This window comes from Streptococcus sp. oral taxon 071 str. 73H25AP, assembly GCF_000146755.1.
Taxonomy (GTDB): domain Bacteria; phylum Bacillota; class Bacilli; order Lactobacillales; family Streptococcaceae; genus Streptococcus; species Streptococcus oralis_T.
The window spans coordinates 394,236-418,298 of record NZ_GL397254.1 but is presented as its reverse complement, the minus strand read 5'-3'; the positions used below and the strand labels follow the sequence as shown (position 1 = coordinate 418,298).

Genomic DNA, 24,063 nt, shown 5'->3' with positions numbered 1-24,063 from the left:
ATTTTTTCCCTATCCTACCTCATTTTAAATTAAGCAAAAATATGATAAAATAAACTGACTAGAAAAAACAAAGGAGAAATCATGTCTCAACTCTATGATATTACCATTGTAGGTGGCGGTCCTGTCGGGCTCTTTGCTGCCTTTTACGCCCACCTACGCCAAGCCAAAGTCCAAATCATCGACTCTCTTCCCCAGCTCGGTGGTCAACCAGCTATCCTCTACCCTGAAAAGCAAATCCTTGATGTTCCAGGTTTTCCAAACTTAACCGGAGAAGAGTTGACCAATCGCTTGATTGAACAGCTAAACGGCTTTGATACCCCTATTCATCTCAATGAAACAGTTCTTGAGATTGAAAAACAAGAAGAAGGCTTTGCCATTACAACCTCTAAAGGTAGCCACCTGACTAAAACAGTTATCATTGCCATGGGGGGTGGTGCCTTCAAACCACGTCCGCTCGAATTAGATGGAGTTGAAAACTATGAAAATATCCACTACCACGTTTCCAATATCCAACAATACGCTGGGAAGAAAGTAACCATCCTTGGTGGGGGAGACTCAGCTGTGGACTGGGCTCTAGCTTTTGAAAAAATTGCGCCAACTACCCTTGTTCACCGCAGAGATAATTTCCGCGCCTTGGAACATAGTGTGCAAGCCCTGCAAGAATCATCTGTAACCATCAAGACACCGTTCGTCCCTAGCCAACTTCTCGGAGATGGAAAAACACTCGACAAACTAGAAATCACCAAAGTCAAATCGGATGAAGCAGAAACGATTGACTTAGACCACCTCTTTGTCAATTACGGCTTCAAGTCTTCTGTCGGAAATCTAAAAAAATGGGGTCTGGATCTCAACCGACACAAGATTATCGTCAATAGCAAGCAAGAATCCAGCCAAGCGGGTATTTACGCTATCGGAGACTGCTGCTACTACGAAGGAAAGATTGACTTGATTGCCACAGGACTTGGAGAAGCACCAACTGCTATTAACAATGCCATCAACTACATCGACCCTGACCAAAAAGTGCAACCAAAACACTCAACAAGTTTATAAGAAAAGAACCACGGATTGAACAATCCGTGGTTTTATAGTTCATCTGCAATCTTGTTTATTTTTCGGAGTCTGTGGTTGACGCCACTTTTGGTTAGGGGATTGCTCAGGCTATCTGCCAACTGCTGGATAGAGTAGTCTGGATGCTGCATTCGCAACTGAGCCACCTCTTGCAAATCCACAGGTAAATTTTCCAAACCCATTCTATCTTTGATTTTACTGATATTATTAATGGTCTTCATACTAGCAGAAACCGTCCGAGCGATATTGGCTGTTTCAGCGTTATTGGCTCGATTGAGATCGTTACGAGTTTCACGCAAAATCTTGACACGCTCAAAATTATCACGCGCCTGCATGGCCCCAATCACGATCAAGAAATCCATGATGTCTTCTGCACGCTGGAGATAGGTAACTGCACCTTTCTTGCGCTCAATGACCTTGGCGTCCAGCAAAAACTGCTGAAGGAGAGAGGCTAGGCCTTGGGCATGGTCCATATAAACGGAACTAATCTCCAACTGGTACTTGCCAGACTCAGGATCTCGGATGCTACCATTTGCCAGAAAGGCCCCACATAAGTAAGCACGACCAGCCTCCTCATCTGCTAAAATATCGGGATCAATACCTGTCTCCAAACCAAAGAAGGAATCTGCAAGACGCAAATCAGCTAAAAGCTCCTGCACTCTCTCATCGGTATAGACCGTATAGACACGATTCTTACGAAGATTGCTCCTCTGATGATGTCGAATTTCTGACTTAATATCATAAAAATGGAGAAAGGACTCATAAAGGTGCCGAGCCAACTTGGCATTTTCAGTCACGACGGACAAGGTCAAGCCTGAAGTCGAGAGACCGATACTGCCAGACATCTTGATAATTGCCGACAGCTCATGACGACTGAGATGGTGTTGACCAAGAATTTCCTCTTTTACTGCAACTGTAAAACTCATTTTCTCACCTGTATGATGCGCATCAATTCGTCTACAATCAAATCGCCATCATGGAAGGCTCCTCCATTTTCCAAACGAAGGAAGTTGGATGAAATCACACGAGGAACCTGCTTGCAAAGACCAGCAAAGTCATGCTCTACCTGAACCAAATATTCATCGAAACGGTTGGTATCCATGTATTCTCTAGGAACCTTTTCAATATTGACCAAGACCGTATCAATAAAAGGCCGACCTAGATGGCGATGGAGGACTTCCACGTGGTCACTGTCTGAAAAGTGCTCTGTTTCCCCACGCTGGGTCATGATATTGCAGACATAGGCGATCTCCGCCTTGGTCTCCAAGAGAGCCTGCCCAATCTCCTCAATGACAATATTTGGCAAAATCGATGTAAAGAGAGAACCAGGCCCCAAGACGATCATGTCACTCTCGAGAATAGTATTGACCACTCGACGGCTGGCTTGAGGTGTTTCATCATCCAGAGTATTGGTCACATAGACATGGTCAATCATACCTGGATGATCAGCAATGTGGCTCTCACCTGCCACCTCAGAACCATCTTTAAAGACTGCATGCAGTGTCAAAGGCTGATCGCTTGAGGGGTAGATTTTTCCTGTTGTGTGGAAAAAGAGACTTAGCAGCTGCATGGCATTATAAGTGGACCCTTGCATTTCAGAGAGCCCAGCTATGATGATATTCCCCAGTGGATGACCCGCAAAAGCACCAGCGTCTTCTGAAAAACGGTACTGAAAAACCTTCTCATAAAACTTAGGCATATCCGACATAGCCACCAAAACATTACGAAGATCACCTGGTGGTGTCAGCTGTTGGATATTCTTTCTTAGTTCACCAGAAGATCCACCATCATCAGCTACCGTTACGATGGCTGCGATATCAACATCCTTTTCTCGCAAACTTTTCAAAATGACGGGGATACCCGTTCCTCCACCAATCACCGTTATCCTTGGTTTTCTCATGAACGGTTTACCGTTTCCTTTCTTCTGTCTTTGTCACGATGGCTTTCATTGACAGGCCAATTTTTAGCAAGATCCTTTGCGATTCGTTTGGCAAAGGCAACACTACGGTGCTGCCCACCTGTACATCCTACTGCAATGGTCAAAACAGACTTGCCTTCTTTCTTGTAACTTGGCAAGATTGGTTCAATCAAGGCGAGTAAGTGCTGATAGAAACTTTCAGACTCTTCATGATTCATCACATAGTCATAAACTGCTTGATCCTCACCTGTCTGATTACGGAGTTCAGGGAGGTAGTATGGATTTGGCAAGAAACGGACATCAAAGACCAAGTCTGCATCAATAGGGATACCATACTTGAATCCAAAAGACATGACTTCGATACGGAAAGACTGGGCTTGTTCTTGGTCTGAAAATTGCTCTGCAATGGTTTTACGAAGTTCACGCGGAGTGAGTTCTGTCGTATCCACCACATTTTGACTCATATTTTTCAAAGGTGCTAAGAGTTCACGTTCCAGCTTGATGCCATCTAAAATTCGACCATCTGCTGCTAGAGGGTGACTTCTTCTCGTTTCCTTATAGCGTGCCACCAATTCCTTATCTGCTGCGTCTAAAAAGAGGATTTTGAAGTCCAAATCGTCTTGGTTTTCCAATTCATCCAAAACTGCCTGAATCTCTGAAAAGAAGGAACGGCTACGCATGTCCACCACTAGTGCTAACTTATGGTCATCATCCTTGGTCTCAACCAACTGCAAGAACTTTGGCAAGAGGGCTGGTGGCATATTGTCAATAGTGAAATATCCCAAATCTTCGAAGGACTGAATGGCTACCGTTTTCCCTGCGCCACTCATCCCTGTCACAATCACCAAGTGAAGTTGTTTCTTTGTCATCTATCTCTCCTTATATCAAAAAAAGTTTGGCAGAGCCAAACTTCAACTAGCTTATCCAATCTCTGCGATTACTTCAATTTCGACTTTTACATCACGAGGAAGACGTGCAACCTCTACAGCTGAACGAGCTGGAAATTCCTCTTTAAAAGCGGTCTGGTAAACCTCGTTAAAAGGAACAAAATCGTTCATATCGCTCAAGAAGCAAGTTGTTTTGACAACGTGGTCAAAGTCTGTCCCCGCTTCAGCCAAAATAGCACCGATGTTTTTCAAAACTTGTTCGGTCTGTTCTTGAATCGTTTCTCCAACGATTTCCCCAGTTTCAGGAGACAGAGGAACTTGACCGCTAGCAAACAAAAGATTGCCAACGATTTTCCCTTGAACATAAGGTCCGATAGCCTTTGGAGCCTTGTCTGTATGAATTGTTTTTGCCATTTCTTTCCCTCACAATTTTTCTAATATTGCATTCCAAGCCTGATCCATCCCTGCCTTGCTGACAGATGAAAAGAGGATGAAGTCGTCACTTGGGTCAAAGTTTAATTTCTTTTTGATTGCAGATTCGTGCTTGTTCCATTTACCACGAGGAATCTTGTCCGCCTTGGTCGCAACGATGATAACCGGAATCTCATAATACTTGAGAAATTCGTACATCTGCACATCATCTGCTGACGGGTCATGACGAAGGTCAACTAAACTGACCACGGCACGGAGATTTTCACGAGTTGTCAGGTACTCCTCAATCATGCGGCCCCACTTTTCACGTTCCTTTTTGGAAACGCGGGCATAGCCATACCCAGGCACATCCACAAAGCGCATCTTGTCATCAATGTTAAAAAAGTTAAGGAGCTGGGTTTTCCCAGGTTTCCCTGATGTACGGGCAAGATTTTTGCGGTTGAGCATGGTGTTGATAAAGCTAGACTTGCCAACATTTGAACGCCCTGCAAGGGCAATCTCTGGCAGGTCATCCTGCGGATAATGAGATTTATTGGCCGCACTGAGCAAGATTTCAGCATTGTGTGTATTGATTTCCATAGTCACCTCTAGGCTGTTTCCAGGATCGGTTTATCCGTTCCATCAACAGCTTCTTTAGTGATGCGGACCAATTTCACATTTTCCTGACTCGGTACTTCAAACATAACATCTAGCATGGTTTCTTCGATGATGGAGCGAAGACCACGCGCACCCGTTTTGCGTTCGATGGCTTTATTAGCGATTTCTTGAAGGGCTTCATCGTCAAATTCCAATTCAACATCATCATAAGAAAGCAAGGTTTGGTATTGTTTGACCAAGGCATTTCTTGGTTCTTTCAAGATGCGAACCAAGTCATCGGCCGTCAATTGTTCAAGAGCAGCAAAGACAGGCAAGCGTCCAATCAACTCAGGGATAATCCCGAATTTTTGAATGTCTTCTGCGATGATTTCTTGCATGTATGAGCTGTTTTCGTCAATCGCCTTGTTGTTTTGACCAAAGCCGATGACTTTTTCTCCCAAACGCTGTTTAACAATTTCTTCGATGCCATCAAAGGCACCACCCACAATGAAGAGGATATTCTTGGTATCTACCTGAATCATCTCTTGTTGTGGATGTTTACGTCCGCCTTGAGGCGGTACGCTGGCAACAGTTCCCTCGATAATCTTGAGAAGGGCTTGTTGCACCCCTTCACCCGAAACATCACGTGTGATAGACACATTCTCGCTCTTTTTGGCAATCTTGTCTATTTCATCAACGTAGATAATCCCACGTTCTGCACGTTCGATGTTAAAGTCAGCAGCCTGCAAGAGTTTGAGGAGGATATTTTCCACGTCCTCACCCACATACCCAGCCTCAGTAAGAGCTGTCGCATCTGCAATAGCAAAAGGTACGTTCAAGCTCTTAGCCAAGGTCTGGGCCAAAAAAGTTTTCCCAGAACCAGTTGGGCCAATCATCAAGATGTTTGACTTCTGCAAATCCACATCTTCTGACTCTTCACGCGTATCGTGGAAATTGATGCGTTTATAGTGATTGTATACAGCCACTGCCAAGGCACGTTTGGCACGATCCTGACCAATCACATAGTGGTTCAAGATATTGAGGAGCTCGATTGGTTTTGGCACTTCAGACAAGTCTGCCAAAACTTCTTCGGCCAACTCCTCCCGAATGATTTCCTGGGCCAACTCCACACATTCATTACAGATAAAAGCGTTGTTCCCAGCGATTATTTTCTTTACTTCTTCTTGGCTTTTGCCACAAAATGAGCAATAAACCATCATATCATTTTTCCTATTTGTAGGCATGATTTCCTTCCATTCTAATTTATCATTCTATCTAAAATAAGGTCATATAAAAAGCATGGACACTGTTTACCAGATTGGTAAATGCATTCAACCAGAGTAAGGCAGACAGTCCATAGCGCTTCTTACGAAAAGCCTGTGCTCCAGTCAAAATACAGATTACACACAAAAAAGCTGTAAAAAATCCAAATATACTGCGCTCCATTAGACTTCCTTTCTTTCTCGGTATTCGATGGTAAAATCATAGTCGTTTTTCTCATCTCGGGTATAGGATTTGCTTGCGACTGTCTCAAAAAGAGACAAGTCAAAATCCTCAGGAAAATAAGTGTCTCCCTCCACCTGAGCATGAATCTGTGTCACGATGATTTCATCTAAATAGGGCTCAAAAGCCTGAAAAATCTGTTTCCCACCAATGATATAGAGATTTTTTTCTTGACTCTGATACCAAGCTAAAACAGATTTCACATCTTGAAACACTAGTGCACCATCCACGACTTCGTCACTGTTTCGTGTCAAAATCAAGGTTTGGCGTTTGGGAAGCAGACGACGCCCCATTCCATCAAAAGTCACTCGTCCCATCAAGATGGCGTGGTTCAAAGTTGTTTCCTTAAAATGTTGTAATTCTGCTGGCAAATGCCAAGGAAGACGGTCCTCTTTACCAATCACACCTGTTTCATCTTGGGCCCAAATGGCTACGATTTTCTTTGTCATGCTTCCATCCTTTTTATTGATACTACTATTTTATCAAAAAACTCCTAAAAAGACTGTTTTCAAATGCTCCCCAAAGAGAGAAAAGAAGCAGGCTAGCCTTAGCCTGCTTCACCTGCCACTAGGGCATGCGTTTTTTTGCTTCTGATTCAATTCTTTCGACTACTTCTTGGATACTCAATCCAGTTGTGTCGAGGTAAACTGCGTCCTCTGCTTGTTTGAGAGGCGAGGTTTCGCGATGACTATCTTTGTAATCACGCGCAGCAATTTCTTCTTTCAAAGTTTCCAAGTCAGTCTCAATCCCTTTGGCAATATTTTCCTTGTAACGACGCTCTGCTCTCTCTTCAACAGAAGCCACTAAGAAAATCTTGAGTTCAGCTTGTGGTAAAACAACTGTCCCGATATCACGTCCATCCATGACGATACCACCTTGCTGAGCAATCTCTTGCTGGAGCGAAACCAGTTTTTCACGCACCTCAGGAATGGCAGCAATGCTTGAAACCTTGTTGGTCACTTCATTTTCACGGATCGGATGAGTAATATCAACATCGCCAACAAAGACAAGTTGCTCACCTGTTTCCGAACGTCCAAAACTAATAGGGTGTTGGTTAAGAAGTTCAAGAAGTTGGTCTACATTTCCTGCATCCAACTGGTGCTTGAGCGCTATATAAGTCGCAGCACGATACATAGCACCTGTATCGAGATAAGTGTAACCAAAATCTTTAGCGACAATCTTTGCGACCGTACTCTTACCACTCGAAGCTGGACCATCGATAGCAATTTGAATTGTCTTCATGACCGACTCCTATCTTGTCTTGATCACATCACCTGGGTTGGCAAACCAAGATCCAGATGACATGTGAGAAGGATTTAGGGCTTCTAGCTGGGCAATGGAAATCCCTGCACGTTGAGCAAGAGCTGCCTCACCCTCTCCAGGATGCACTGTGATTGTTCCCTCTCCTTCTGTGTGTTCTTCTGAACTGCTCTCTGAAGGAGTTGTTTCAGAAGAAGATGTTTCTTCTACCTTGCTACTTGAAGATGACGATGCTTCTACTTTAGAACTTGAACTTGTAGAAGGAGACGATGTATCATAGAAGTCCTTCAAAGATGAAGTACGATTGCTTCCTCCGGTTGATAAGTAAATCAATACAACTACCATCGCTACAACGATCACAAAGAAGAGGCTAGCTAGAACTGTTAAGACACGATTGGCAACAGCCCCTTTTCCTTTTTGTTTACGGCGACGACGCTCTGACCTTGATTCTTCCTCACTATTTTCATAGATATCTTCTTGCCATGGTTCCTTTGCCATACCTTACTCCTTGTATTTTTTAAACTTTCTTATTACAATATAAATATGAAACTCACACTTATACCTGAACGGTGCATTGCCTGCGGGCTTTGCCAAACCTATTCTGAACTCTTTGATTACCATGATAATGGAATCGTTCGATTTTGCGATGATCCAGTTGAATTGCAAAGAGAAATCGCTGAGAGCAGCGATGTTCTAGAGGCCATCAAAAATTGTCCTACACGTGCACTTCTAAAAGATCCATCATAGTTTAAAAGGGAGATTGATTTTGTAGATTCTCTTTATCACTTTAATCCCTTCACCTACTAGTTTAGCATATTTCTAGGTAAAATTATAGTCTTTTCCGGTTATTTTTTCCTTCAACAATAGAAAGATCACTTTTTTCTTTGATGAGGTAGAGTGGTCTTTTTTTGGTCTCTAAATAAATCTTACTGATATACTTGCCCAGAATCCCAATGGTCAGGAGTTGAATCCCTCCAAGAAAGAGAATGACAGCCATCAGAGAGGTCCAGCCAGATGTCGGATTTCCCAAGATAAGGGTCCGAAACACCACAAAAACAGTCATCACAAAAGAAATAAAACAAGATAGAAGTCCCGCTACAAAGGCTATACTCAAGGGAAAATCTGAAAAGTTGAGAATCCCTTCAATCGAGTAGAAAAAGAGTTGCCTAAAACTCCAACTGGTCTTGCCAGCCTGTCGTTCAACGTTTGGATAATCAAGATAGTGCGTTTTAAAGCCCACCCAGGCAAAGAGTCCCTTAGAAAAACGATTGGATTCAGTCAGGGTTAAAATAGCATCTACCACAGACCTTCTCATCATCCGGAAATCACGGACGCCTGAGGGCAGAGCTACTGGGCTGATTTTTTGCATGAGGCGATAAAAAAGATCAGCACAGAAACTGCGAAATAGGGGTTCTCCCTCCCGACTGGTTCTCCGTGTCCCAACACAGTCCAAGTCAGCATTCTGGTCTAGTAAGGCTTTCATCTCAAGTAGCATACCGGGAGGATCCTGAAGGTCTGCATCCATCACGACCACCAGGTCCCCAGTCGCATACTGTAAACCTGCGTACAGAGCTGCCTCCTTCCCAAAATTTCTCGAGAAAGAGATATAATGCACCGCAGGATTTTGCTCCCGATAAGCCTTCAAAAGAGCTAAGGTCCCATCGCTTGAGCCATCGTCTATAAAGACATACTCGACCTCTGCTCCCAGGTTAGGAAGCAAATCTTCAACAGACTGATAAAAAAGAGGAAGTACTTCCTCTTCATTTAAACAGGGGACAATGATTGAAATCATTATCTTAGTCTTCAAATCCGTTTGGATGCTTACTTTGCCAACGCCATGCGTCTTCACACATTTTCGTGATATCAAATTCTGCTTCCCAGCCGAGTTCTGCTTTGGCTTTTGCAGGATCTGAATAGCAGGCAGCGATGTCTCCTGGGCGGCGTTCTACGATGCGGTAAGGAATAGGACGTCCCACTGCTTTTTCCATATTTTGAATAATTTCAAGAACAGAGTAGCCCTTGCCTGTTCCAAGGTTATAAATGTTAAGGCCAGACCCCTTTTGGATTTTTTGAAGAGCTGCAACGTGACCTTTAGCCAAGTCAACAACGTGGATATAGTCACGAACACCAGTGCCATCTTCCGTATCGTAATCGTCTCCGAAGACTTGCACTTGCTCTAATTTTCCAACAGCTACCTGAGTCACATATGGTAAGAGATTGTTTGGAATACCGTTTGGATTTTCTCCTAAATCTCCACTCTCATGTGCTCCAATTGGATTAAAGTAACGAAGCAAGACCACATTCCATTCTGAGTCTGCTTTGTAGATATCGGTCAAGATTTCTTCTAGCATGAGTTTGGTACGACCGTAAGGATTGGTCACTGAAAGTGGGAAATCTTCTAAGATTGGAACCGTGTGAGGATCTCCATATACTGTCGCAGAAGAACTGAAGATGATATTCTTACAGTTTGCTTCTTCCATAACTTTTAAAAGACTAAGAGTTCCAGCGATATTGTTGTCATAGTAGGCAAGAGGGATACGGGTTGATTCGCCAACAGCCTTCAAGCCCGCAAAGTGAATGACACCAGTCGGTTCTTCCTGCTTGAAAATATCTCTGAGAGTATCTGTATCACGGATATCCGCCTCATAGAAAGGCACTTCAACCCCTGTAATTCTCTCAACAACTTCTATACTTTTACGATTGCTATTGACAAGATTATCCACTACAACCACTTGATGACCTGCTTGGATCAACTCAATAACAGTGTGGGTTCCGATAAAACCTGCTCCACCTGTTACCAAAATTTTTTCTTGCATCTTTTTTCCTCGATTCTCGAATTATTTTTTCTTATTTTACCATTTTTGATAGGGAATGTCATTTGCCATCCTAGAGTGGAGACTAAAATTTCAGTAAAATGCTTATACTCTTCGAAAATCTCTTCAAACAACGTCAGCTTCACCTTGCCGTGGATTGGTATGGTTACTGGCTTCATCAGTTCGATCCACAACCTCAAAACAGTGTTTTGAGCTGACTTCGTCAGTTCTATCTACAACCTCAAAGCCGTGCTTTGAGCAGCCTGCGGCTAGCTTCCTAGTTTGCTCTTTGATTTTCATTGAGTATTATTCGCTTTTTACTCGTTTGACATAGTTTTCAATTGGATAGTTTACTGGGTCCAGAGTCAATTCCTTGTCTTGGATCAGTTGAGCTAAATGATAACCAATGATAGGGCCGGTTGTGAGGCCTGATGAACCTAGACCACTAGCCGCATAGACACCTGCTAAACCAGGTACTTGCCCAAAGAAAGGTGAGAAATCACGAGTATAGGCACGGATTCCCACACGCTCAGCTCTGGAAGTCGCTTTAGCTAAGGCTGGATAGTGAGGCAAGGCCGCATCCTCCATTTGTTGGAGCAAGGTTTCATCTACCGTCAAATCAAATCCCATGTCATTTTCATGAGTAGCGCCTAAGGACAATTTCCCACCTGCAAAAGGAATCAAATCCCACTCCCCTTCTGGCATGACAACAGGGTATGATTCTAGATCTTCGGAGAGTTGATAATCTCGGAGTTGCCCCTTTTGGGGACGAACATCTACCTCATATCCTAAAGGCTCCAAAATGTCCCCCAACCAAGCTCCTGTCGCCAAAATAACCCGTTCAAACACCTCTTCGCCAATCTGATAGCTGGATGCTAAAGGTATCAGACTCACTTTTTCTTTGACCAACTTGACCTGACTGGCTTCTAGCAAACGAGTCACTAAGAGGTGGCCATCTACTCTCGCCCCACCAGAAGCATAGAGCAAGTGGTCAAATCCCTGCAAACCAGGGAATAATTCATTTGCAGACGCTTGGTCCAGAATAGCTAACTGGCCTATCAAGGGAGATTCTTCCCTGCGCTGAAGGGCTAGCTCATAGAGTTCTTTCAACTTGGATTCGTCCTTTTTCAAGAGAAAAACTCCTGAGCGTTGGTAAAAGTCGATTTCCTGACCAGACTTTTCTAAATCAGCCAACAAATCCACATAAAAGTCAGCCCCCAAGCGTGCCATCTTGTACCAAGCTTTATTACGTCGTTTTGAAAACCAAGGACTGATAATTCCCGCTGCTGCCTTGGTAGCCTGTCCCTGCCCATGGTCAAAGACGGTTACCTCAAGGTCACTTTCTTTCGAGAGGTAGTAGGCAACTGTTGCCCCCACAATCCCTGCTCCAATAATGGCAACTTTTTTCATTGTCTTCACCTTCTAACTAGATATGGTGGAAAGGGTTTGTCGATTCCTGACTAGGCAAGATATCAATGCCCCAGTCTTTCTCTTCCTTCCATTGAGTAAAAAGTGCTACGATTCTTTCCACAAAAAGCACTTCTATATAGTGGCCTGGGTCCAATGCCAACAAGCCATCTGACAACATATCCTGAGCTGTGTGGTAATAGATATCACCAGTGATATAGACATCTGCCCCCTTTGCCAAAGCATCAGGATAGAAAGACTGACCACTACCACCGCAAATGCCAACTCTTGAAATTTCCTTCTTCAAATCACTCTCTTGATAATGCACCATTCGAAGGCTATCTAGGTCAAATACTTGCTTGACATGACTAGCAAATTCTTCATATGTTTGAGGTTGAATGTCACCAATACGACCAATTCCACGTTCAGGGCCTGTTTCCTGCAGATAAGTCGTCTCCTCAATGCCTAGCATCTGGCAGAACCAGTCATTGAGACCATTTTCAACGATGTCAATATTGGTATGGCTGACATAAACTGCGATGTCATGCTTGATGAGATCAATGTAAATCTGATTTTGCGGACGGCTAGCAACCAAGTCTTTGATGGGACGAAAAATCGGCGCGTGCTTGGCGATAATCAAATCCACACCCTTTTCAATAGCCTCTGCCACCGTGTCTTCACGAATATCAAGGGCAACCATGACCCTTTGGATATCCTTGTCTAGAGTCCCGATTTGCAGACCACGACTGTCTCCCTCCATAGAAAATTCTTGCGGACAAAAGGCTTCATAACGTTTAATCACTTCACTTGCTAGCATGGAGAACCTCCTTGATGGCTTGAATTTTATCTGCTAGGACTTGACGTTCCTCCAGATTTTTTTCTGGGATTTGGTTAAGGGCAAATTCTAGCTTAGTAGCTTCTTTTTGCCATTTTTTGATAAAGACTGGGCTGACTTCTTTGGACAAGAAGGGACCAAAGCGAACATCACTGGCAGATAACTTCATTTGTCCTGCTTCCACAACTAGAATTTCATAAAACTTGCCTGCTTCTTCTAGGATGCTTTCTGCCACAATCTGAAAATCGTTATCTTGCAACCAGATACGCAAGTCGTCTTCACGATTATTGGGCTGGAGGATTAAACGCTCTACATTAGCCAGCTTTTCCAAACCTTCTTGCAATATGGTAGCAATCAAACGACCACCCATACCTGCAATGGTGATGACTGACACTTGGTCAGTCTCTTCAAAGGCTGCCAAGCCATTGGCTAAACGGACTTGGATTTTCTCATTTAGGCCGTGAGCTTCAACATTTTTGACCGCAGACTGATAGGGTCCTTCCACAACCTCACCTGCAATGGCACTTTTAATTTGGCCTCTTTCGACCAAATCGATAGGTAGATAAGCATGGTCACTCCCCACATCTAGTAAAATGGCCCCCTGTGGCACAAAGGAAGCCACCAATTCTAATCTCTTTGAAATCATCTTCTCTCACTTTCCAAAACTCTATTACCTCTTATTATACCATATTTCGGCTAGCAATCTTGCACCTAAAAAAGACCGCAATCCACAGATTGCAGTCTTTCTTTATTTTCTGGCTTGGTAACGACTTGTCAAGATGAAAATCACCGTAAAGACCAACATCATAGCCCCATAAACAGGCAACGTTTGTCCTGTGAGTGTCGAAATTTCAAGCAATTTCTGGATCCTTGGGAAGAGAGCTGTAGCTAGGAAACCTCCTACTGACCAAACAATCAAGAGAACACGCCAGAGGGTAAATGGCATGCAGGCTCTAAATACGGATAAGAAACCGATAGACCCAAGGAGATAATAGAGGAGAGTTGACATTTCTAACTCAGACCAACCTTGACTCGCTCCAAATATTTTCACAAAAAGAACGCTGAAGACGACCATAAGGGCACTTGGTAGGGCACGAAGCATGGATCTTCTGAGGAAATTTGGCTCAACAGGTTTGATATTTCGCTCAAAAGTCAGAACGAATGGTGGGAAACCTTCCACGAATTGGTCGATCATGGTAATCTGGATCGGGATGAAAGGGAAAATCAAGATCCACTCAGACCGTCCCAGAAGAACACTGGCGATACAAATCACCGCTAACAGGAAGGAATAGATGGTCTTAATCAAGAAAATCGGTGCGATATGAGCGATGTTATTGACCACGCGACGGCCTTCAAAGAGAATCTCAGGAACATCATTAAAGTCTGAGTTCAAGAGAACCAGATTAGCAATCTGACGCGTCGCCGGATCTCCTTCAGCCATCACGATAGAACAATCCGCCTCACGAAGGGCCAGGATATCATTGACTCCGTCCCCTGTCATTGCTGTTGTATGCCCTACTTTTTTCAGCGTTTGGATGATGAGTTTCTTTTGATGAGGGGAAACACGTCCGAAAATAGCTGTTTCTTCAGCCATGGCAATCAATTCCTCATCCGTGATTTTTGAGCAATCTACATAGCTGTGATAGTCTGCAAAGCCAGCCTTCTGGGCAATGCTGGACACAGTGACCGGATTGTCACCAGAGATAATCTTGAGGCCCACTTCCTGAGAACGGAGATAGTCTAGCGTCTCAGCTGCTCCTTCTCGAATCGGGTCCAAGATTTCCAGCAAGGCTAGAGCCTGAATATCAGATGGTTTTTGTGGCTTGTGGTGGTCTAGTTTTTCCTGACTGAGTGCCAAGACCAATACACGTGACCCTCTCTCTAGAGCCTCTCTGGCTTCTGGTACTTCAGAGTCCAACAACATCTCAGGCGCCCCTAAGAAAACCGTTCCTAGCCCTTCTAACTCCATAGCTCCCCACTTGCGGTCGCTAGAGAAAGGAAGATTGGAAAGCATGGGATAAGCTACCTGTCCTTGGAAACGCTGGCGAATGGCTTGAGCTGTAGGATTTTTATCCTCACTATGAGATATATAGCTGGTCAGAATGCTTGCAATAGTCTCTTCACCATACGTTTCCGTCAGAGGAAGAACCGCCTCCACCTGCATCTTTCCTTGGGTGATGGTGCCCGTCTTGTCTAAACAGAGCATATCCACACGCGCCAAGGTCTCAACAGAGTACATTTCCTGAACCAAGACCTTTTTCAAGCCCAACTTAATCACCGCTGTCAAGAGCGAAGTAATGGTCAAAAGGGCAATTCCCTTAGGCAACATTCCCAAAAGGGCTGTCGACGAGTTTACAACGGATGACTTGAGAGGCAGGCCTTTTAAAATCAAGGCTTCTAGCAAGAGAGCTAGACCAAAGGGAATGATAATCTTCCCAGTAAAACCAGCTAACCTGTCCAGCGATTTCATGATACGGGAGTTGATCGGTTTCACTGTCTTAGCTTCCAGCATGAGTTTGGAAGCATAGTTTTCTGCCCCAACATGATGGACACAAGCCAAAACTGACCCACTGGCTAAGAAACTTCCAGACAAAAGCAAGGCTTCAACTTCCTTTTGCACCAAATCACTCTCACCCGTCAGCATGGCTTCATTAACTTCCGCAAATCCTTCTAAAACCCGCGCATCACTAGGAATCTGCTCTCCAGCAGACAAACGAATGACATCTCCTAGAACCAATTCTTCAGGATCGAGAGCGACTTCTTGACCATCACGAATAGTCTTGACCTTTTCCTTGGTCATGAGATTGAGCTTGTCCACCATGTGTTTGGCCCGTAGCTCGGTCACAATTCCAGAAAAAGCGTTAAAGCAGATAACAGCAAAGAAGACCAAATTGCTCCAAGCCTGCACAAAAGCTAGTGCTAGAGCAATAACAAAGTTTAATGCGTTAAAAAGTGTAAAAACATTTCGTTTAACGATTTGCCAAGTACTGGTACTGGCCGAAGCGGTAAAGTCATTGACCAAACCTTGAGCCTGTCTTTCCTTTACTTCTCTTTGGGTTAATCCCATTATCTTATTTTTATCCATGAATTCTATCATATCATTTTTTCTAGAAGAATTCTAATCTCATCCAAAAACTGTTGGTTGATAACTGAAAAAGTTTGCCAGCAGTCTTTTGATAAGGTATAATAATAAAAGCAATACAATTGAAGGAGATCTCATGTTTTATACTTATTTGCGTGGACTAGTCATGCTGATCTTGTGGTCCATCAACGGCAATGCCCACTATCACAATACTGATAAAATCCCTAGTCAAGATGAAAACTATATCCTCGTCGCTCCTCATCGTACCTGGTGGGATCCTGTTTACATGGCCTTTGCAACCAAGCCAAAACAGTTCATCTTTATGGCCAAAAAAGAGCTTTTTAACAACCGTATCTTTGGCTGGTGGATTCGTATGTGTGGCGCCTTCCCTATCGACCGGGAAAAACCTAGCGCTTCTGCTATCAAATACCCTATCAACGTCCTCAAAAAAAGCGACCGTTCTCTCATCATGTTCCCAAGCGGGAGCCGTCACTCAAATGATGTCAAGGGGGGCGTAGCCTTGATTGCCAAAATGGCCAAGGTCCGTATCATGCCGGTTACCTACATCGGTCCCATGACCTTGAAAGGCTTGGTTAGCCGTGAACGTGTGGATATGAACTTTGGAAATCCTATCGATATCTCAGACATCAAGAAAATGAATGATGAAGGAATCGAAATGGTTGCAGACCGTATCCAAGCAGAATTCCAACGTTTGGACGAGGAAACCAAGCAATGGCACAATGATAAAAAACCAAACCCACTCTGGTGGTTTGTCCGCATCCCTGCCCTCATTCTTGCTGTGATTGTTGGTATCCTAACGATTATCTTTACTTTCGTCGCAAGCTTTATCTGGAATCCAGATAAGAAGAGAGAAGCTCTTGGTTAAAAAATACAAATATCCCTTGGCTTTTGCCAAGGGATATTTCTTTTATTCAATTTTCCATTTTTGGGCTAACCAGTTGGAAAAGGCTAGGAATCGTTCAGCTACTTGTTCATGATGCCCATAGGGATCAAAGACAAACTGACCATTCGGATAGCGTTTCTGAAGACTGGTATGGATCTGCTCAGCATAGACTGGTGCTTGAGCCAAGCGATTGGTATGATGGGCTCCTTCTGTTTGACCATTCTGTAAATACAGCAAACAATCTAAATTTTTCACCTTTTCTTCCCTGCAATAAGTCGTAAAATCAGGATACCAAAAGGAACCACAGATAGAGAAAATACAGGAGACCTTGTCAAAATGGAAAAGACTGTATACAGCAGCCAATCCACCTAGTGAGTAACCCCCATAGGCAAGGCGATTTTTGTCCAGGCGATAAAGCGACTGCAACTTGTCTAAAAGACCTCCAAATAAATGACCATGATAGGCATTTGCCTGACCACCAAAATCTGGAGCCCCATCTCTCAGAGCAGATGCCTTCCAGGGAGTGTAGTCGTCTAGGCGATTTTTAGAGGTCAAGCCCACTAAAATCACAGATTCTGAAAGGGAAGATAGGAAATCCAAGTTTCCATCATTCAAGAGAATAGCTGGATAGGTTTGATTGGAATCATAGGTCGAAGGAAGGCTGACCTTGACTTGGATCCCTTCCCAATCAAACTCATTATTTATTGATAAAGACATTGATTTTCTCAAGGGAATCAATCACTGCTGGACCATAGTCCATCAACTCATCGTAAGAGATGGTCATGATTTTTTGATTCTTAATAGCAGGAACATTTTCCAAAACAGCATTTTTCTTCATCAACTCTACAGCTGTGGCATCCAATTTTTTATTGCGGTCGCTGGTCACATAGATAATCAACTCAGGATCCATTGACACGAGATTTTCCAAGGTCAATCCTGATGTTCCCGTTGCAACGTTGGTATAACCAAGTTGATTCAACAAACTTTCTTGCAAAGCAGACTTGTAAGCGCCGAAGGTTTCGTCGTTATATGCAACCATAATCAAAGCCTTTTTCTTCTCACCTTGGCTTGCTGGATTGGCTTTCTTAACAGCGTCAATTTTAGCTTGTAATTGGGTTGCGTATTCATTAGCCTTGTCCTGAACATTGAAAATCATTCCAAGATTTTTAACGTCTTCTACAATATTTCCCAAATCTTGCTGAATCGTTGAGAGAGAAGCCTTTTGCGTATAGACTGGGATTTTATTTTCATTCCAAGTGCTAACTGTCCCCAAGGATTTTTCAGAAAACATCATGTTTCGACCCATTACTGCGTCCGGTTCATAAGAAAGGACTGTCTCTTGTGAGACTGTTTTTTTATCACCGATTTGAGGAATAGTCGCAATCGCGTCCTTGTATTTGTCCGTCACAGCATTATCAGGGTTAAGCATGCCAGCAATTTTATCCTTCAAGCCTAACTCCAATAAGATTTCAGTGGTTGACAGATTGTTGGTGATAACTTTTTCAGGTGCCTTGTCAAAGACTTGTTCGACTTCATTTCCCTTAGCATCATAGGTCTTGACCGTGAGTGGATAAGTCGTCTCTGTGCTGGCTTTTTGACTTGTTTCTGTGCTAGACTGTGTGGTAGTTTTTTCTGTAGTAGTATTTCCACAAGCCGCCATGGTTAGGGTAGCTACTGTTACGAGTAAAATGCTTAGTGTTTTTTTCATCTTGTTTTCCTTTTCATTCTTATAAATAGTGAATCATCGCTTGCTGATCCTCGGTCCAAGTAACCTGACTTTGAACTCCGTATACAGTTTGCAATGACTCAGGGGTGATGGTCTCTTTTGGAGTCCCTTGGTAAAGGATTTCTCCCTCTTTCATCAGATAGAGATAATCCGAATAGCGACAAGCAAGTTGAATATCATGTAGGACAGCTAGAACATTGATATTGAGATTCTTCACAATGGCCAACAAGTCTAGCTGATACTTGATATCCAGGTGATTGGTAGGTTCATCCAGGAGCAAGAGAGTCGGTTCTTGCGCCAAGGCGCGGGCTAATAAGACTCGTTGTTTCTCTCCCCCTGACAGAGACGAATAGAGACGAGTTTTCTTCTCAAGCATATCCACCTTGACGAGAGCATCTTGAACGAGGGCATAATCCCTTTCCTTTTCCTTCTGTAAAAAAGAGAGGTGGGGAGTTCTTCCCAGCAAGACGATTTCCTCAACTGTACAATCAAACTGCAATTGATTAAACTGGGTTACAACTGCCATTTGCTTGGCTGTTTCTTTGAGTGACCAATGCTCCAGTGGCTTTCCATCTAGTCTTATCAAGCCTTTGTCCGCCTTTTCCTGACGATAGAGGAGTTTAAGAAGACTGGTTTTCCCACTTCCATTTGGTCCTAGTATCGTGTGAAATTGATGCCCCTCAACCTTAAGAGAAACTCCTTTGAGGATTTTTTTCTCTCCTAGTCCAAAGTGGACATCCTGACAAATCAAGTCCATATCAGACCCTCACCTCCCTTCGCCTACCTCCAACAATGTAGATAAAGAAAGGAGCACCTACTAAGGCTGTGAAAATACCAATAGGCAACTCAGCATTTGGAATGATGATACGGGAGAGTACATCGGCCCAGATGACAAAGAGGGCACCCAGCAAGGTTGCAACGGGAAAAAGTCTCCTGTAATTTGTTCCTACTAACCCTCGAGCTAAATGTGGAGTAATCAGACCAACAAATCCAATAATCCCACAAGTTGCCACTAAGACAGCTGTCAGTACAGCCACAACGGTCACGTAAAGATACCAATAGAAGCGTAAGGGAATTCCCAAAGTTAAAGCAGCCTCATCTCCCATCATCATCGCATTGAAAACACGATACTGGGTAGCGAAAAATAGAAAGGCTATTCCTACCACAATAGTTGGCAAGAATAAGTCAGACCAGGTAGTCCCTGCAAGCGAACCCATGGTCCAAAACTTAATGGTCATCACACTGTCCGCATTAGCGCCAACAGAGATAATAAAGTTGGAAAATGCCAGAAAGAGAGCGTTGACCACCGTTCCTGATAAGATCAGACTAGAAGTCGTCATCCTTCCCTGCATAGAGGCAATGATAAGGACAGCGATTGTTGCCAAAATAGCTCCAAGGAAAGCTCCAAGGCTAATCACCAATTTTAAACCAAGAATGATGCTCAAAGTTGCCCCTAGAGTTGCACCCGCAGAAATTCCTAAGACATAAGGCTCTGCGATGGGATTGTTCACTGTAGACTGCATCACGCTACCACACATAGAAAGACCAGCCCCTACTATCAGACCTAACAATACTCGGGGGAATCTCATGTTCCATACAATGGCAAGAGTGGACTTGGAAACCTCTCCTATCTCAAGAGGAAATCCCAATCTGCTCAAAATGATCCGATAGGTATCTCCTAAGTCAATCGCTACGGACCCCATAGAAACAGCTAAAAAAAGTGAAATTCCTAAAACACTTAGCAAAACACCCAAAAACAACACAAACTGCAGGTCCTGTCGGCTTCCAGAAAATTTGGAAAGCATGCAATCCTCCTTTGATAGAATCTTAAAAATTTAGAAAATTCTCATAAAAAGTATACCATATTTTTAACTAGGTAACAAGCTGAGAAAAAATGAATATAGTTGGTCTTACAGTTCTAGGAACCGTAACCGAAGATTATACTTGGGTATATCGAGGTAAAGTGACAACATAAAAAGCCCTCTAAAATTAGAGAGCTGATTTGAGCCCGGGCTAAAATCCTAGTGAAACAAAAAAATCTACACGATCAGAAAAGTCTCTATCGTGCCATTTTCATACATGATGTATAGTCCAAGTAGAATGAATACTAAGGGCACAATGATTCGCTCGTATTTTTCAATTGTCTCGAATATTAACGGAATAGAGGATAACATCCGACTAATCTCGCAAAAGATAATTATGCCGATTACAAACACAAGCAACGCCACGAGGGTCTGTGACCAATCTAACGAAGCAAAATAAGGTATATAGATACCTAAATTATCTCCGCCAGACGCAATTGTCAGCAATGTAACTGTCCAAAACAGTTGATTTGCCTTGCTTTGTTCTAATCTTTCAATAATTTCTTCCTCTTCTTCCTCACCTTCTCCAACAATTGCAAAGCGAATCCCTAAATAGATAGGGATTAAACCAAGCAATCCAACCATCCATTCTTCAGGCACGAAATTAACGACATAAGCAGCAACTAAACTCGCCCCTACAAGTAAGCCTGTTCCTAGATATTGCCCCGCATAAATATGCCATTTCTGTTTATTCTGTGATAGCTGTGCAAATAAAATAATTAAAATAATTAAATAATCGATACTGGTGGAAATATAAACACCAATAGCAGATATGATTGTCTGTCCCATAAAAACCTCCTGTATTAGTTAGTAATAAATCAGCAGATTTTAGGAGAGCACAGACACATTAATTTAGCTATCGCTAGTGGGTAATGTCGAACGTAGGAAAGCATTTTACTCCTCCTCAAAACGTAGTTACAAAGTAATTTCTAACTGGAATTCGGTGACTACTTCCATGTAGAGTATAACATACTATACTTTACTTCGTAAAGTGTGGGCTCTCCGAGGGGGCTTGCAGACAGTTACTCGGCTTGAAAAGCCGAGTAACTGCGCACCTTCATGGTGTCATTAGCTGATACCATTTGAGGTTTTTGTAGTCTCCAAAATTATGACCGATAAAACTTGACCAATTGCAGCAAAGAAAGCAGATAGGCTTTTGTAGTCTCCAAAATTATGACCGATAAAACCTGGAGATAAGCCAATATATGAGTCTAAAGGTTTTTGTAGTCTCCAAAATTGTGACCGATAAAACCTAAGGCTCTTGATGTCTCTGCTGACACTTGTTTTTGTAGTCTCCAAAATTGTGACCGATAAAACCTCAATAAAAAAGCTCTCTGAAGTCAGAGAGCTGATTTGAGCTCGGGCTAAAATCCTAGTGAAAAAGATGAAACTCCTTGTGTTCATCGAACACTGTTTCCTTTCCCTATTTTCATACGGATTTTTAACGCCCTTAGCATCATGATTCTTGCTGGATAAAACGTTTATAGACTAAGCGACAAGCCGAAGATTGTACTATAAAACTAGTGAAAATAAAAAATCTCCCCGAAGGGAGATGATCTGGTTTATTTTACCTTACAGTTCTAGGAACCGTAACCGAAGATAATACTTGAGTATATCGAGGTAAGGTGACAACGCAATGTAAGTGGAAAATAAAGCAGATTAACGACGAAGTCCTAGAGAGTTGATCAACTCACGGTAACGGTTAACGTCGTTCTTACGCAAGTATGCAAGCAAGTTACGACGGCGACCGATTTTCTTCATCAATCCACGGTAAGTAGCGTGGTCTTTTTTATGTTGTTTGATGTGTTCGTTAAGGTGGTTGATTTCCCAAGTAAGGACAGCAACTTGAACCTCTACTGAACCTGTATCACCTTCGTGACGTGCATATTGTGCGATGATTTCATTTTTTTTCTCTTTTGAGATTGCCATGATGTTTCTCCTTTTTATTTGGCTTCATCCGAGTGACAGGTTGGCATGCCTGTAACCAAGAAGAAGTTATTTGTCTTTACGACAGTTCTTATTCTACCAAGAAGCAGGGACTTTGTCAACTAATTTACTGTTTAAGTATGCGGTAGAATTTTCTAGAACGCCTAAATTCATACATTTTTTAGGAGAACATCACCGAGTTTTAAAAAAAGACTGAACAAATTTCTTGCTCAGTCTTGACATTGATACACTTATCAGGTATCATTAATTAAAGACTGAGTAAGAAGGACGAGTTCTTACTCGGTAAGGCGAGAAGTGTTAGCGCACTTTTCGTCTTTTTTTATTCGATTAATTTAAGTAGATTATAACACATTTTTACACACCGTGCAAGCATTTTATGTTTGATTGTAGCACAAAAAGACCTTTTTTTTCAAAGGTTGTTGTTGTATAACTTTTTATATACTTTATTATGTACTTCTATTGTTTTCGGAAGTAGGATAATCTTTTACTATCAGGGTAACATTGATATCTAGATGTATTTTCTTTATCCGTTTTACTCATTCTCTTTTTAATGGTATAAGCAGAAATTTCCTCTAAAGAAATAAATTTTTCATAATCTTCTCTCCAGTTGCCAAAGAATAATTCTCTCAAGGAATCCTCATAATTCAAAACAATTATCCGACTCATCGTTTCAGCTCCAGCAAGTGTCCAGTACATTCCTCTTTTTTTCATTCTATAAGTGACCTTACGATGCTGACTCTCCATTATCCCGATTCCTGCATGACTGAATCCCCTTTGTTCAGCTGGTTTAGTGAATTGGAAATTTCTCAATATTTTACTCTTGAACTTCTCAAATGACTCTTGTTCTTCTTCTGTCTCGATATAACTTTCAGTTGTATCTAGGACAGTTCTCATTAACTGCTTGTCATGTTGCTTAATCGCCTGGAAAGCTCTCTCTAATAGATCTTCAGAGTAAAATTTTAGATAATTCTTTAACTCTTTATTTACATGGTACTCATCCCAGAAATGTTCGTGGCGTTTAATTCGCAAAACCTTCGCAATCTCTTTGAAAACATAGGGTGTATATCCATGACCTCCATCAGAATTCGTAATCAATAAAGTCCTATCCGTAACTTCATAATTATTGAATAGATAATCGATCACCTGTTCCCTCACTAAGCGGTTGTCAAGGCCAATAAATTCTTTTTTGTCCTGGAGTTCAAATCGATTGCTGCCAACTTTCTGGCTTCCCGTATGGACTACAAAATGGGATAAATCATAATGTTTATTATCCTTTTGTGTATCACGTGCTTTAACCATCACACCATCACCCTCAATATAAATAACCTGGGCTTTTCTTTTGCGAAATTCTTTATTCTCTTCATAATATCGATAGCCTTCTCTTTCCTCCAATAACTTCTCACAAATTTTTACAGCTTTTACTACAATTGGCTTTGTGATAGAGATGTGATAAGTCAATTGAATCACCTGAGTTACTTTATCATATGGCATCAAAGTAGATAATTTGGCCACCTGATACATAAATTCCCAGGAGAAGCGGACGTTCTTCTGAAGCCCTAACTTTTCATCTACTGGAATGACCCAATGATCTCCCTTTTTCCAACGTCTTCTTCTGAAAGTAAACTCACCAAATGTAAAAGCAACGGTTCGCTCCATTGAATGAATACAGGTATAGCCCTTTGCTTTCATGACTGGAATCATCTCCTCATCATACCTAGAAACAAAGTTATAAAATTCTTTTGCATTTTGAAACAGCAATTGATTTTTTAATTCTCTCTCATCAAAGAAAGCCATTCAGAATCCTCCCTTATTAAAATTACGCTTATTTTAATAAATTTTGACC

The 24,063-nt window shown here is 42.4% G+C and carries 25 protein-coding genes; 3 read left to right on the top strand and 22 right to left on the bottom strand.

Annotation, left to right across the window (positions count from 1 at the left end; genetic code table 11):
- Nucleotides 1-81 precede the first annotated feature (81 nt).
- A complete protein-coding gene (locus HMPREF9189_RS04370; RefSeq protein WP_000081024.1) occupies nt 82-1,050 on the top strand; it encodes an NAD(P)/FAD-dependent oxidoreductase in 969 nt (322 codons plus the stop codon).
- Between the two features lie 32 nt (nt 1,051-1,082).
- Here HMPREF9189_RS04370 and whiA read toward each other — a convergent pair whose 3' ends face one another.
- The 9 genes from whiA to HMPREF9189_RS04320 all read right to left on the bottom strand — a co-directional run bounded on the left by whiA (nt 1,083) and on the right by HMPREF9189_RS04320 (nt 8,142).
- Nucleotides 1,083-1,994, bottom strand: a complete 912-nt coding sequence (gene whiA, locus HMPREF9189_RS04365; RefSeq protein ID WP_000011270.1) for a DNA-binding protein WhiA — start codon at nt 1,992-1,994, stop codon at nt 1,083-1,085.
- Nucleotides 1,991-2,968 (bottom strand): YvcK family protein, encoded by a 978-nt coding sequence (locus tag HMPREF9189_RS04360; RefSeq protein ID WP_001231134.1) that lies wholly within the window; start codon nt 2,966-2,968, stop codon nt 1,991-1,993. The genes whiA and HMPREF9189_RS04360 overlap by 4 nt, the downstream gene beginning before the upstream one ends.
- Entirely contained in the window at nt 2,965-3,855 is an 891-nt protein-coding gene (gene rapZ / locus HMPREF9189_RS04355; RefSeq protein ID WP_000163040.1) for an RNase adapter RapZ, read from the bottom strand. The genes HMPREF9189_RS04360 and rapZ overlap by 4 nt, the downstream gene beginning before the upstream one ends.
- Before the next feature lie 51 nt (nt 3,856-3,906).
- A complete protein-coding gene (locus HMPREF9189_RS04350; RefSeq protein WP_001140420.1) occupies nt 3,907-4,287 on the bottom strand; it encodes a RidA family protein in 381 nt (126 codons plus the stop codon).
- Nucleotides 4,288-4,296: 9 nt separating this feature from the next.
- Nucleotides 4,297-4,884: a ribosome biogenesis GTP-binding protein YihA/YsxC gene (gene yihA, locus HMPREF9189_RS04345; RefSeq protein ID WP_000405197.1), complete on the bottom strand. Its 588-nt coding sequence runs from the start codon at nt 4,882-4,884 to the stop codon at nt 4,297-4,299.
- Nucleotides 4,885-4,892: 8 nt separating this feature from the next.
- A complete protein-coding gene (gene clpX / locus HMPREF9189_RS04340) occupies nt 4,893-6,125 on the bottom strand; it encodes an ATP-dependent Clp protease ATP-binding subunit ClpX (RefSeq protein ID WP_009755265.1) in 1,233 nt (410 codons plus the stop codon).
- A gap of 201 nt (nt 6,126-6,326) precedes the next feature.
- Nucleotides 6,327-6,833, bottom strand: a complete 507-nt coding sequence (locus tag HMPREF9189_RS04330; protein WP_000162502.1) for a dihydrofolate reductase — start codon at nt 6,831-6,833, stop codon at nt 6,327-6,329.
- 118 nt (nt 6,834-6,951) lie between these two features.
- On the bottom strand, nt 6,952-7,626 hold the full coding sequence (gene cmk, locus HMPREF9189_RS04325) for a (d)CMP kinase (RefSeq protein ID WP_000849407.1): 675 nt from the start codon (nt 7,624-7,626) through the stop codon (nt 6,952-6,954).
- A gap of 9 nt (nt 7,627-7,635) precedes the next feature.
- The gene (locus HMPREF9189_RS04320) at nt 7,636-8,142 is read right to left on the bottom strand and encodes an SAG1386/EF1546 family surface-associated protein (protein WP_001040923.1); all 507 of its coding nucleotides are present in this window, start codon (nt 8,140-8,142) and stop codon (nt 7,636-7,638) included.
- Nucleotides 8,143-8,187: 45 nt separating this feature from the next.
- Here HMPREF9189_RS04320 and HMPREF9189_RS11980 point away from each other — a divergent pair, with 45 nt between their 5' ends.
- The gene (locus HMPREF9189_RS11980; protein ID WP_007517026.1) at nt 8,188-8,391 is read left to right on the top strand and encodes a ferredoxin; all 204 of its coding nucleotides are present in this window, start codon (nt 8,188-8,190) and stop codon (nt 8,389-8,391) included.
- Nucleotides 8,392-8,473: 82 nt separating this feature from the next.
- Here the strand turns inward: HMPREF9189_RS11980 and HMPREF9189_RS04315 are convergent, their stop codons facing one another.
- From HMPREF9189_RS04315 to HMPREF9189_RS04285, 6 genes are all read right to left on the bottom strand, one after another.
- Nucleotides 8,474-9,436, bottom strand: a complete 963-nt coding sequence (locus tag HMPREF9189_RS04315) for a glycosyltransferase family 2 protein (RefSeq protein WP_000623491.1) — start codon at nt 9,434-9,436, stop codon at nt 8,474-8,476.
- Nucleotides 9,437-9,440: 4 nt separating this feature from the next.
- Nucleotides 9,441-10,460 (bottom strand): UDP-glucose 4-epimerase GalE, encoded by a 1,020-nt coding sequence (gene galE / locus HMPREF9189_RS04310; protein WP_001156516.1) that lies wholly within the window; start codon nt 10,458-10,460, stop codon nt 9,441-9,443.
- Between the two features lie 303 nt (nt 10,461-10,763).
- Nucleotides 10,764-11,867 (bottom strand): FAD-binding oxidoreductase, encoded by a 1,104-nt coding sequence (locus HMPREF9189_RS04300; RefSeq protein WP_000754683.1) that lies wholly within the window; start codon nt 11,865-11,867, stop codon nt 10,764-10,766.
- Nucleotides 11,868-11,883: 16 nt separating this feature from the next.
- Nucleotides 11,884-12,681 (bottom strand): Nif3-like dinuclear metal center hexameric protein, encoded by a 798-nt coding sequence (locus tag HMPREF9189_RS04295; RefSeq protein ID WP_000881133.1) that lies wholly within the window; start codon nt 12,679-12,681, stop codon nt 11,884-11,886.
- On the bottom strand, nt 12,668-13,345 hold the full coding sequence (locus HMPREF9189_RS04290) for a tRNA (adenine(22)-N(1))-methyltransferase TrmK (protein ID WP_000624057.1): 678 nt from the start codon (nt 13,343-13,345) through the stop codon (nt 12,668-12,670). The genes HMPREF9189_RS04295 and HMPREF9189_RS04290 overlap by 14 nt, the downstream gene beginning before the upstream one ends.
- 102 nt (nt 13,346-13,447) lie before the next feature.
- The gene (locus tag HMPREF9189_RS04285; RefSeq protein ID WP_025168501.1) at nt 13,448-15,784 is read right to left on the bottom strand and encodes a cation-translocating P-type ATPase; all 2,337 of its coding nucleotides are present in this window, start codon (nt 15,782-15,784) and stop codon (nt 13,448-13,450) included.
- A 133-nt stretch (nt 15,785-15,917) separates the two neighbouring features.
- On the opposite strand from HMPREF9189_RS04285, the gene HMPREF9189_RS04280 reads away from it, so the two are divergent.
- Nucleotides 15,918-16,667, top strand: coding sequence for a 1-acyl-sn-glycerol-3-phosphate acyltransferase (locus HMPREF9189_RS04280; protein WP_000500171.1), 750 nt, complete (start codon nt 15,918-15,920; stop codon nt 16,665-16,667).
- A gap of 42 nt (nt 16,668-16,709) precedes the next feature.
- Here the strand turns inward: HMPREF9189_RS04280 and HMPREF9189_RS04275 are convergent, their stop codons facing one another.
- The 7 genes from HMPREF9189_RS04275 to HMPREF9189_RS04240 all read right to left on the bottom strand — a co-directional run bounded on the left by HMPREF9189_RS04275 (nt 16,710) and on the right by HMPREF9189_RS04240 (nt 24,014).
- Nucleotides 16,710-17,402 (bottom strand): alpha/beta hydrolase-fold protein, encoded by a 693-nt coding sequence (locus tag HMPREF9189_RS04275; protein ID WP_000058929.1) that lies wholly within the window; start codon nt 17,400-17,402, stop codon nt 16,710-16,712.
- On the bottom strand, nt 17,383-18,393 hold the full coding sequence (locus tag HMPREF9189_RS04270; protein WP_000753265.1) for an ABC transporter substrate-binding protein: 1,011 nt from the start codon (nt 18,391-18,393) through the stop codon (nt 17,383-17,385). The genes HMPREF9189_RS04275 and HMPREF9189_RS04270 overlap by 20 nt, the downstream gene beginning before the upstream one ends.
- 19 nt (nt 18,394-18,412) lie before the next feature.
- Nucleotides 18,413-19,168, bottom strand: a complete 756-nt coding sequence (locus HMPREF9189_RS04265; protein WP_000364118.1) for an ABC transporter ATP-binding protein — start codon at nt 19,166-19,168, stop codon at nt 18,413-18,415.
- Between the two features lies 1 nt (nt 19,169).
- On the bottom strand, nt 19,170-20,216 hold the full coding sequence (locus HMPREF9189_RS04260; protein ID WP_000949301.1) for an iron ABC transporter permease: 1,047 nt from the start codon (nt 20,214-20,216) through the stop codon (nt 19,170-19,172).
- Nucleotides 20,217-20,450: 234 nt separating this feature from the next.
- Nucleotides 20,451-21,062 carry a CadD family cadmium resistance transporter gene (locus tag HMPREF9189_RS04255; RefSeq protein ID WP_000531730.1) on the bottom strand — a complete coding sequence of 204 codons (612 nt, stop codon included), beginning with the start codon at nt 21,060-21,062 and terminating at the stop codon, nt 20,451-20,453.
- Between the two features lie 870 nt (nt 21,063-21,932).
- Entirely contained in the window at nt 21,933-22,202 is a 270-nt protein-coding gene (gene rpsO, locus HMPREF9189_RS04245) for a 30S ribosomal protein S15 (protein WP_001018251.1), read from the bottom strand.
- Nucleotides 22,203-22,676: 474 nt separating this feature from the next.
- A complete protein-coding gene (locus tag HMPREF9189_RS04240) occupies nt 22,677-24,014 on the bottom strand; it encodes an ISLre2 family transposase (RefSeq protein WP_000863692.1) in 1,338 nt (445 codons plus the stop codon).
- Nucleotides 24,015-24,063 lie beyond the last annotated feature (49 nt).

Bases quoted from the DNA above. Each gene is read 5' to 3' on its own strand.
- HMPREF9189_RS04370 (WP_000081024.1), top strand. From the start codon at position 82: ATGTCTCAACTCTATGATATTACCATTGTAGGTGGCGGTCCTGTCGGG.
- whiA (WP_000011270.1), bottom strand. From the start codon at position 1,994: ATGAGTTTTACAGTTGCAGTAAAAGAGGAAATTCTTGGTCAACACCAT.
- HMPREF9189_RS04360 (WP_001231134.1), bottom strand. From the start codon at position 2,968: ATGAGAAAACCAAGGATAACGGTGATTGGTGGAGGAACGGGTATCCCC.
- rapZ (WP_000163040.1), bottom strand. From the start codon at position 3,855: ATGACAAAGAAACAACTTCACTTGGTGATTGTGACAGGGATGAGTGGC.
- HMPREF9189_RS04350 (WP_001140420.1), bottom strand. From the start codon at position 4,287: ATGGCAAAAACAATTCATACAGACAAGGCTCCAAAGGCTATCGGACCT.
- yihA (WP_000405197.1), bottom strand. From the start codon at position 4,884: ATGGAAATCAATACACACAATGCTGAAATCTTGCTCAGTGCGGCCAAT.
- clpX (WP_009755265.1), bottom strand. From the start codon at position 6,125: ATGCCTACAAATAGGAAAAATGATATGATGGTTTATTGCTCATTTTGT.
- HMPREF9189_RS04330 (WP_000162502.1), bottom strand. From the start codon at position 6,833: ATGACAAAGAAAATCGTAGCCATTTGGGCCCAAGATGAAACAGGTGTG.
- cmk (WP_000849407.1), bottom strand. From the start codon at position 7,626: ATGAAGACAATTCAAATTGCTATCGATGGTCCAGCTTCGAGTGGTAAG.
- HMPREF9189_RS04320 (WP_001040923.1), bottom strand. From the start codon at position 8,142: ATGGCAAAGGAACCATGGCAAGAAGATATCTATGAAAATAGTGAGGAA.
- HMPREF9189_RS11980 (WP_007517026.1), top strand. From the start codon at position 8,188: ATGAAACTCACACTTATACCTGAACGGTGCATTGCCTGCGGGCTTTGC.
- HMPREF9189_RS04315 (WP_000623491.1), bottom strand. From the start codon at position 9,436: ATGATTTCAATCATTGTCCCCTGTTTAAATGAAGAGGAAGTACTTCCT.
- galE (WP_001156516.1), bottom strand. From the start codon at position 10,460: ATGCAAGAAAAAATTTTGGTAACAGGTGGAGCAGGTTTTATCGGAACC.
- HMPREF9189_RS04300 (WP_000754683.1), bottom strand. From the start codon at position 11,867: ATGAAAAAAGTTGCCATTATTGGAGCAGGGATTGTGGGGGCAACAGTT.
- HMPREF9189_RS04295 (WP_000881133.1), bottom strand. From the start codon at position 12,681: ATGCTAGCAAGTGAAGTGATTAAACGTTATGAAGCCTTTTGTCCGCAA.
- HMPREF9189_RS04290 (WP_000624057.1), bottom strand. From the start codon at position 13,345: ATGATTTCAAAGAGATTAGAATTGGTGGCTTCCTTTGTGCCACAGGGG.
- HMPREF9189_RS04285 (WP_025168501.1), bottom strand. From the start codon at position 15,784: ATGGATAAAAATAAGATAATGGGATTAACCCAAAGAGAAGTAAAGGAA.
- HMPREF9189_RS04280 (WP_000500171.1), top strand. From the start codon at position 15,918: ATGTTTTATACTTATTTGCGTGGACTAGTCATGCTGATCTTGTGGTCC.
- HMPREF9189_RS04275 (WP_000058929.1), bottom strand. From the start codon at position 17,402: ATGTCTTTATCAATAAATAATGAGTTTGATTGGGAAGGGATCCAAGTC.
- HMPREF9189_RS04270 (WP_000753265.1), bottom strand. From the start codon at position 18,393: ATGAAAAAAACACTAAGCATTTTACTCGTAACAGTAGCTACCCTAACC.
- HMPREF9189_RS04265 (WP_000364118.1), bottom strand. From the start codon at position 19,168: ATGGACTTGATTTGTCAGGATGTCCACTTTGGACTAGGAGAGAAAAAA.
- HMPREF9189_RS04260 (WP_000949301.1), bottom strand. From the start codon at position 20,216: ATGCTTTCCAAATTTTCTGGAAGCCGACAGGACCTGCAGTTTGTGTTG.
- HMPREF9189_RS04255 (WP_000531730.1), bottom strand. From the start codon at position 21,062: ATGGGACAGACAATCATATCTGCTATTGGTGTTTATATTTCCACCAGT.
- rpsO (WP_001018251.1), bottom strand. From the start codon at position 22,202: ATGGCAATCTCAAAAGAGAAAAAAAATGAAATCATCGCACAATATGCA.
- HMPREF9189_RS04240 (WP_000863692.1), bottom strand. From the start codon at position 24,014: ATGGCTTTCTTTGATGAGAGAGAATTAAAAAATCAATTGCTGTTTCAA.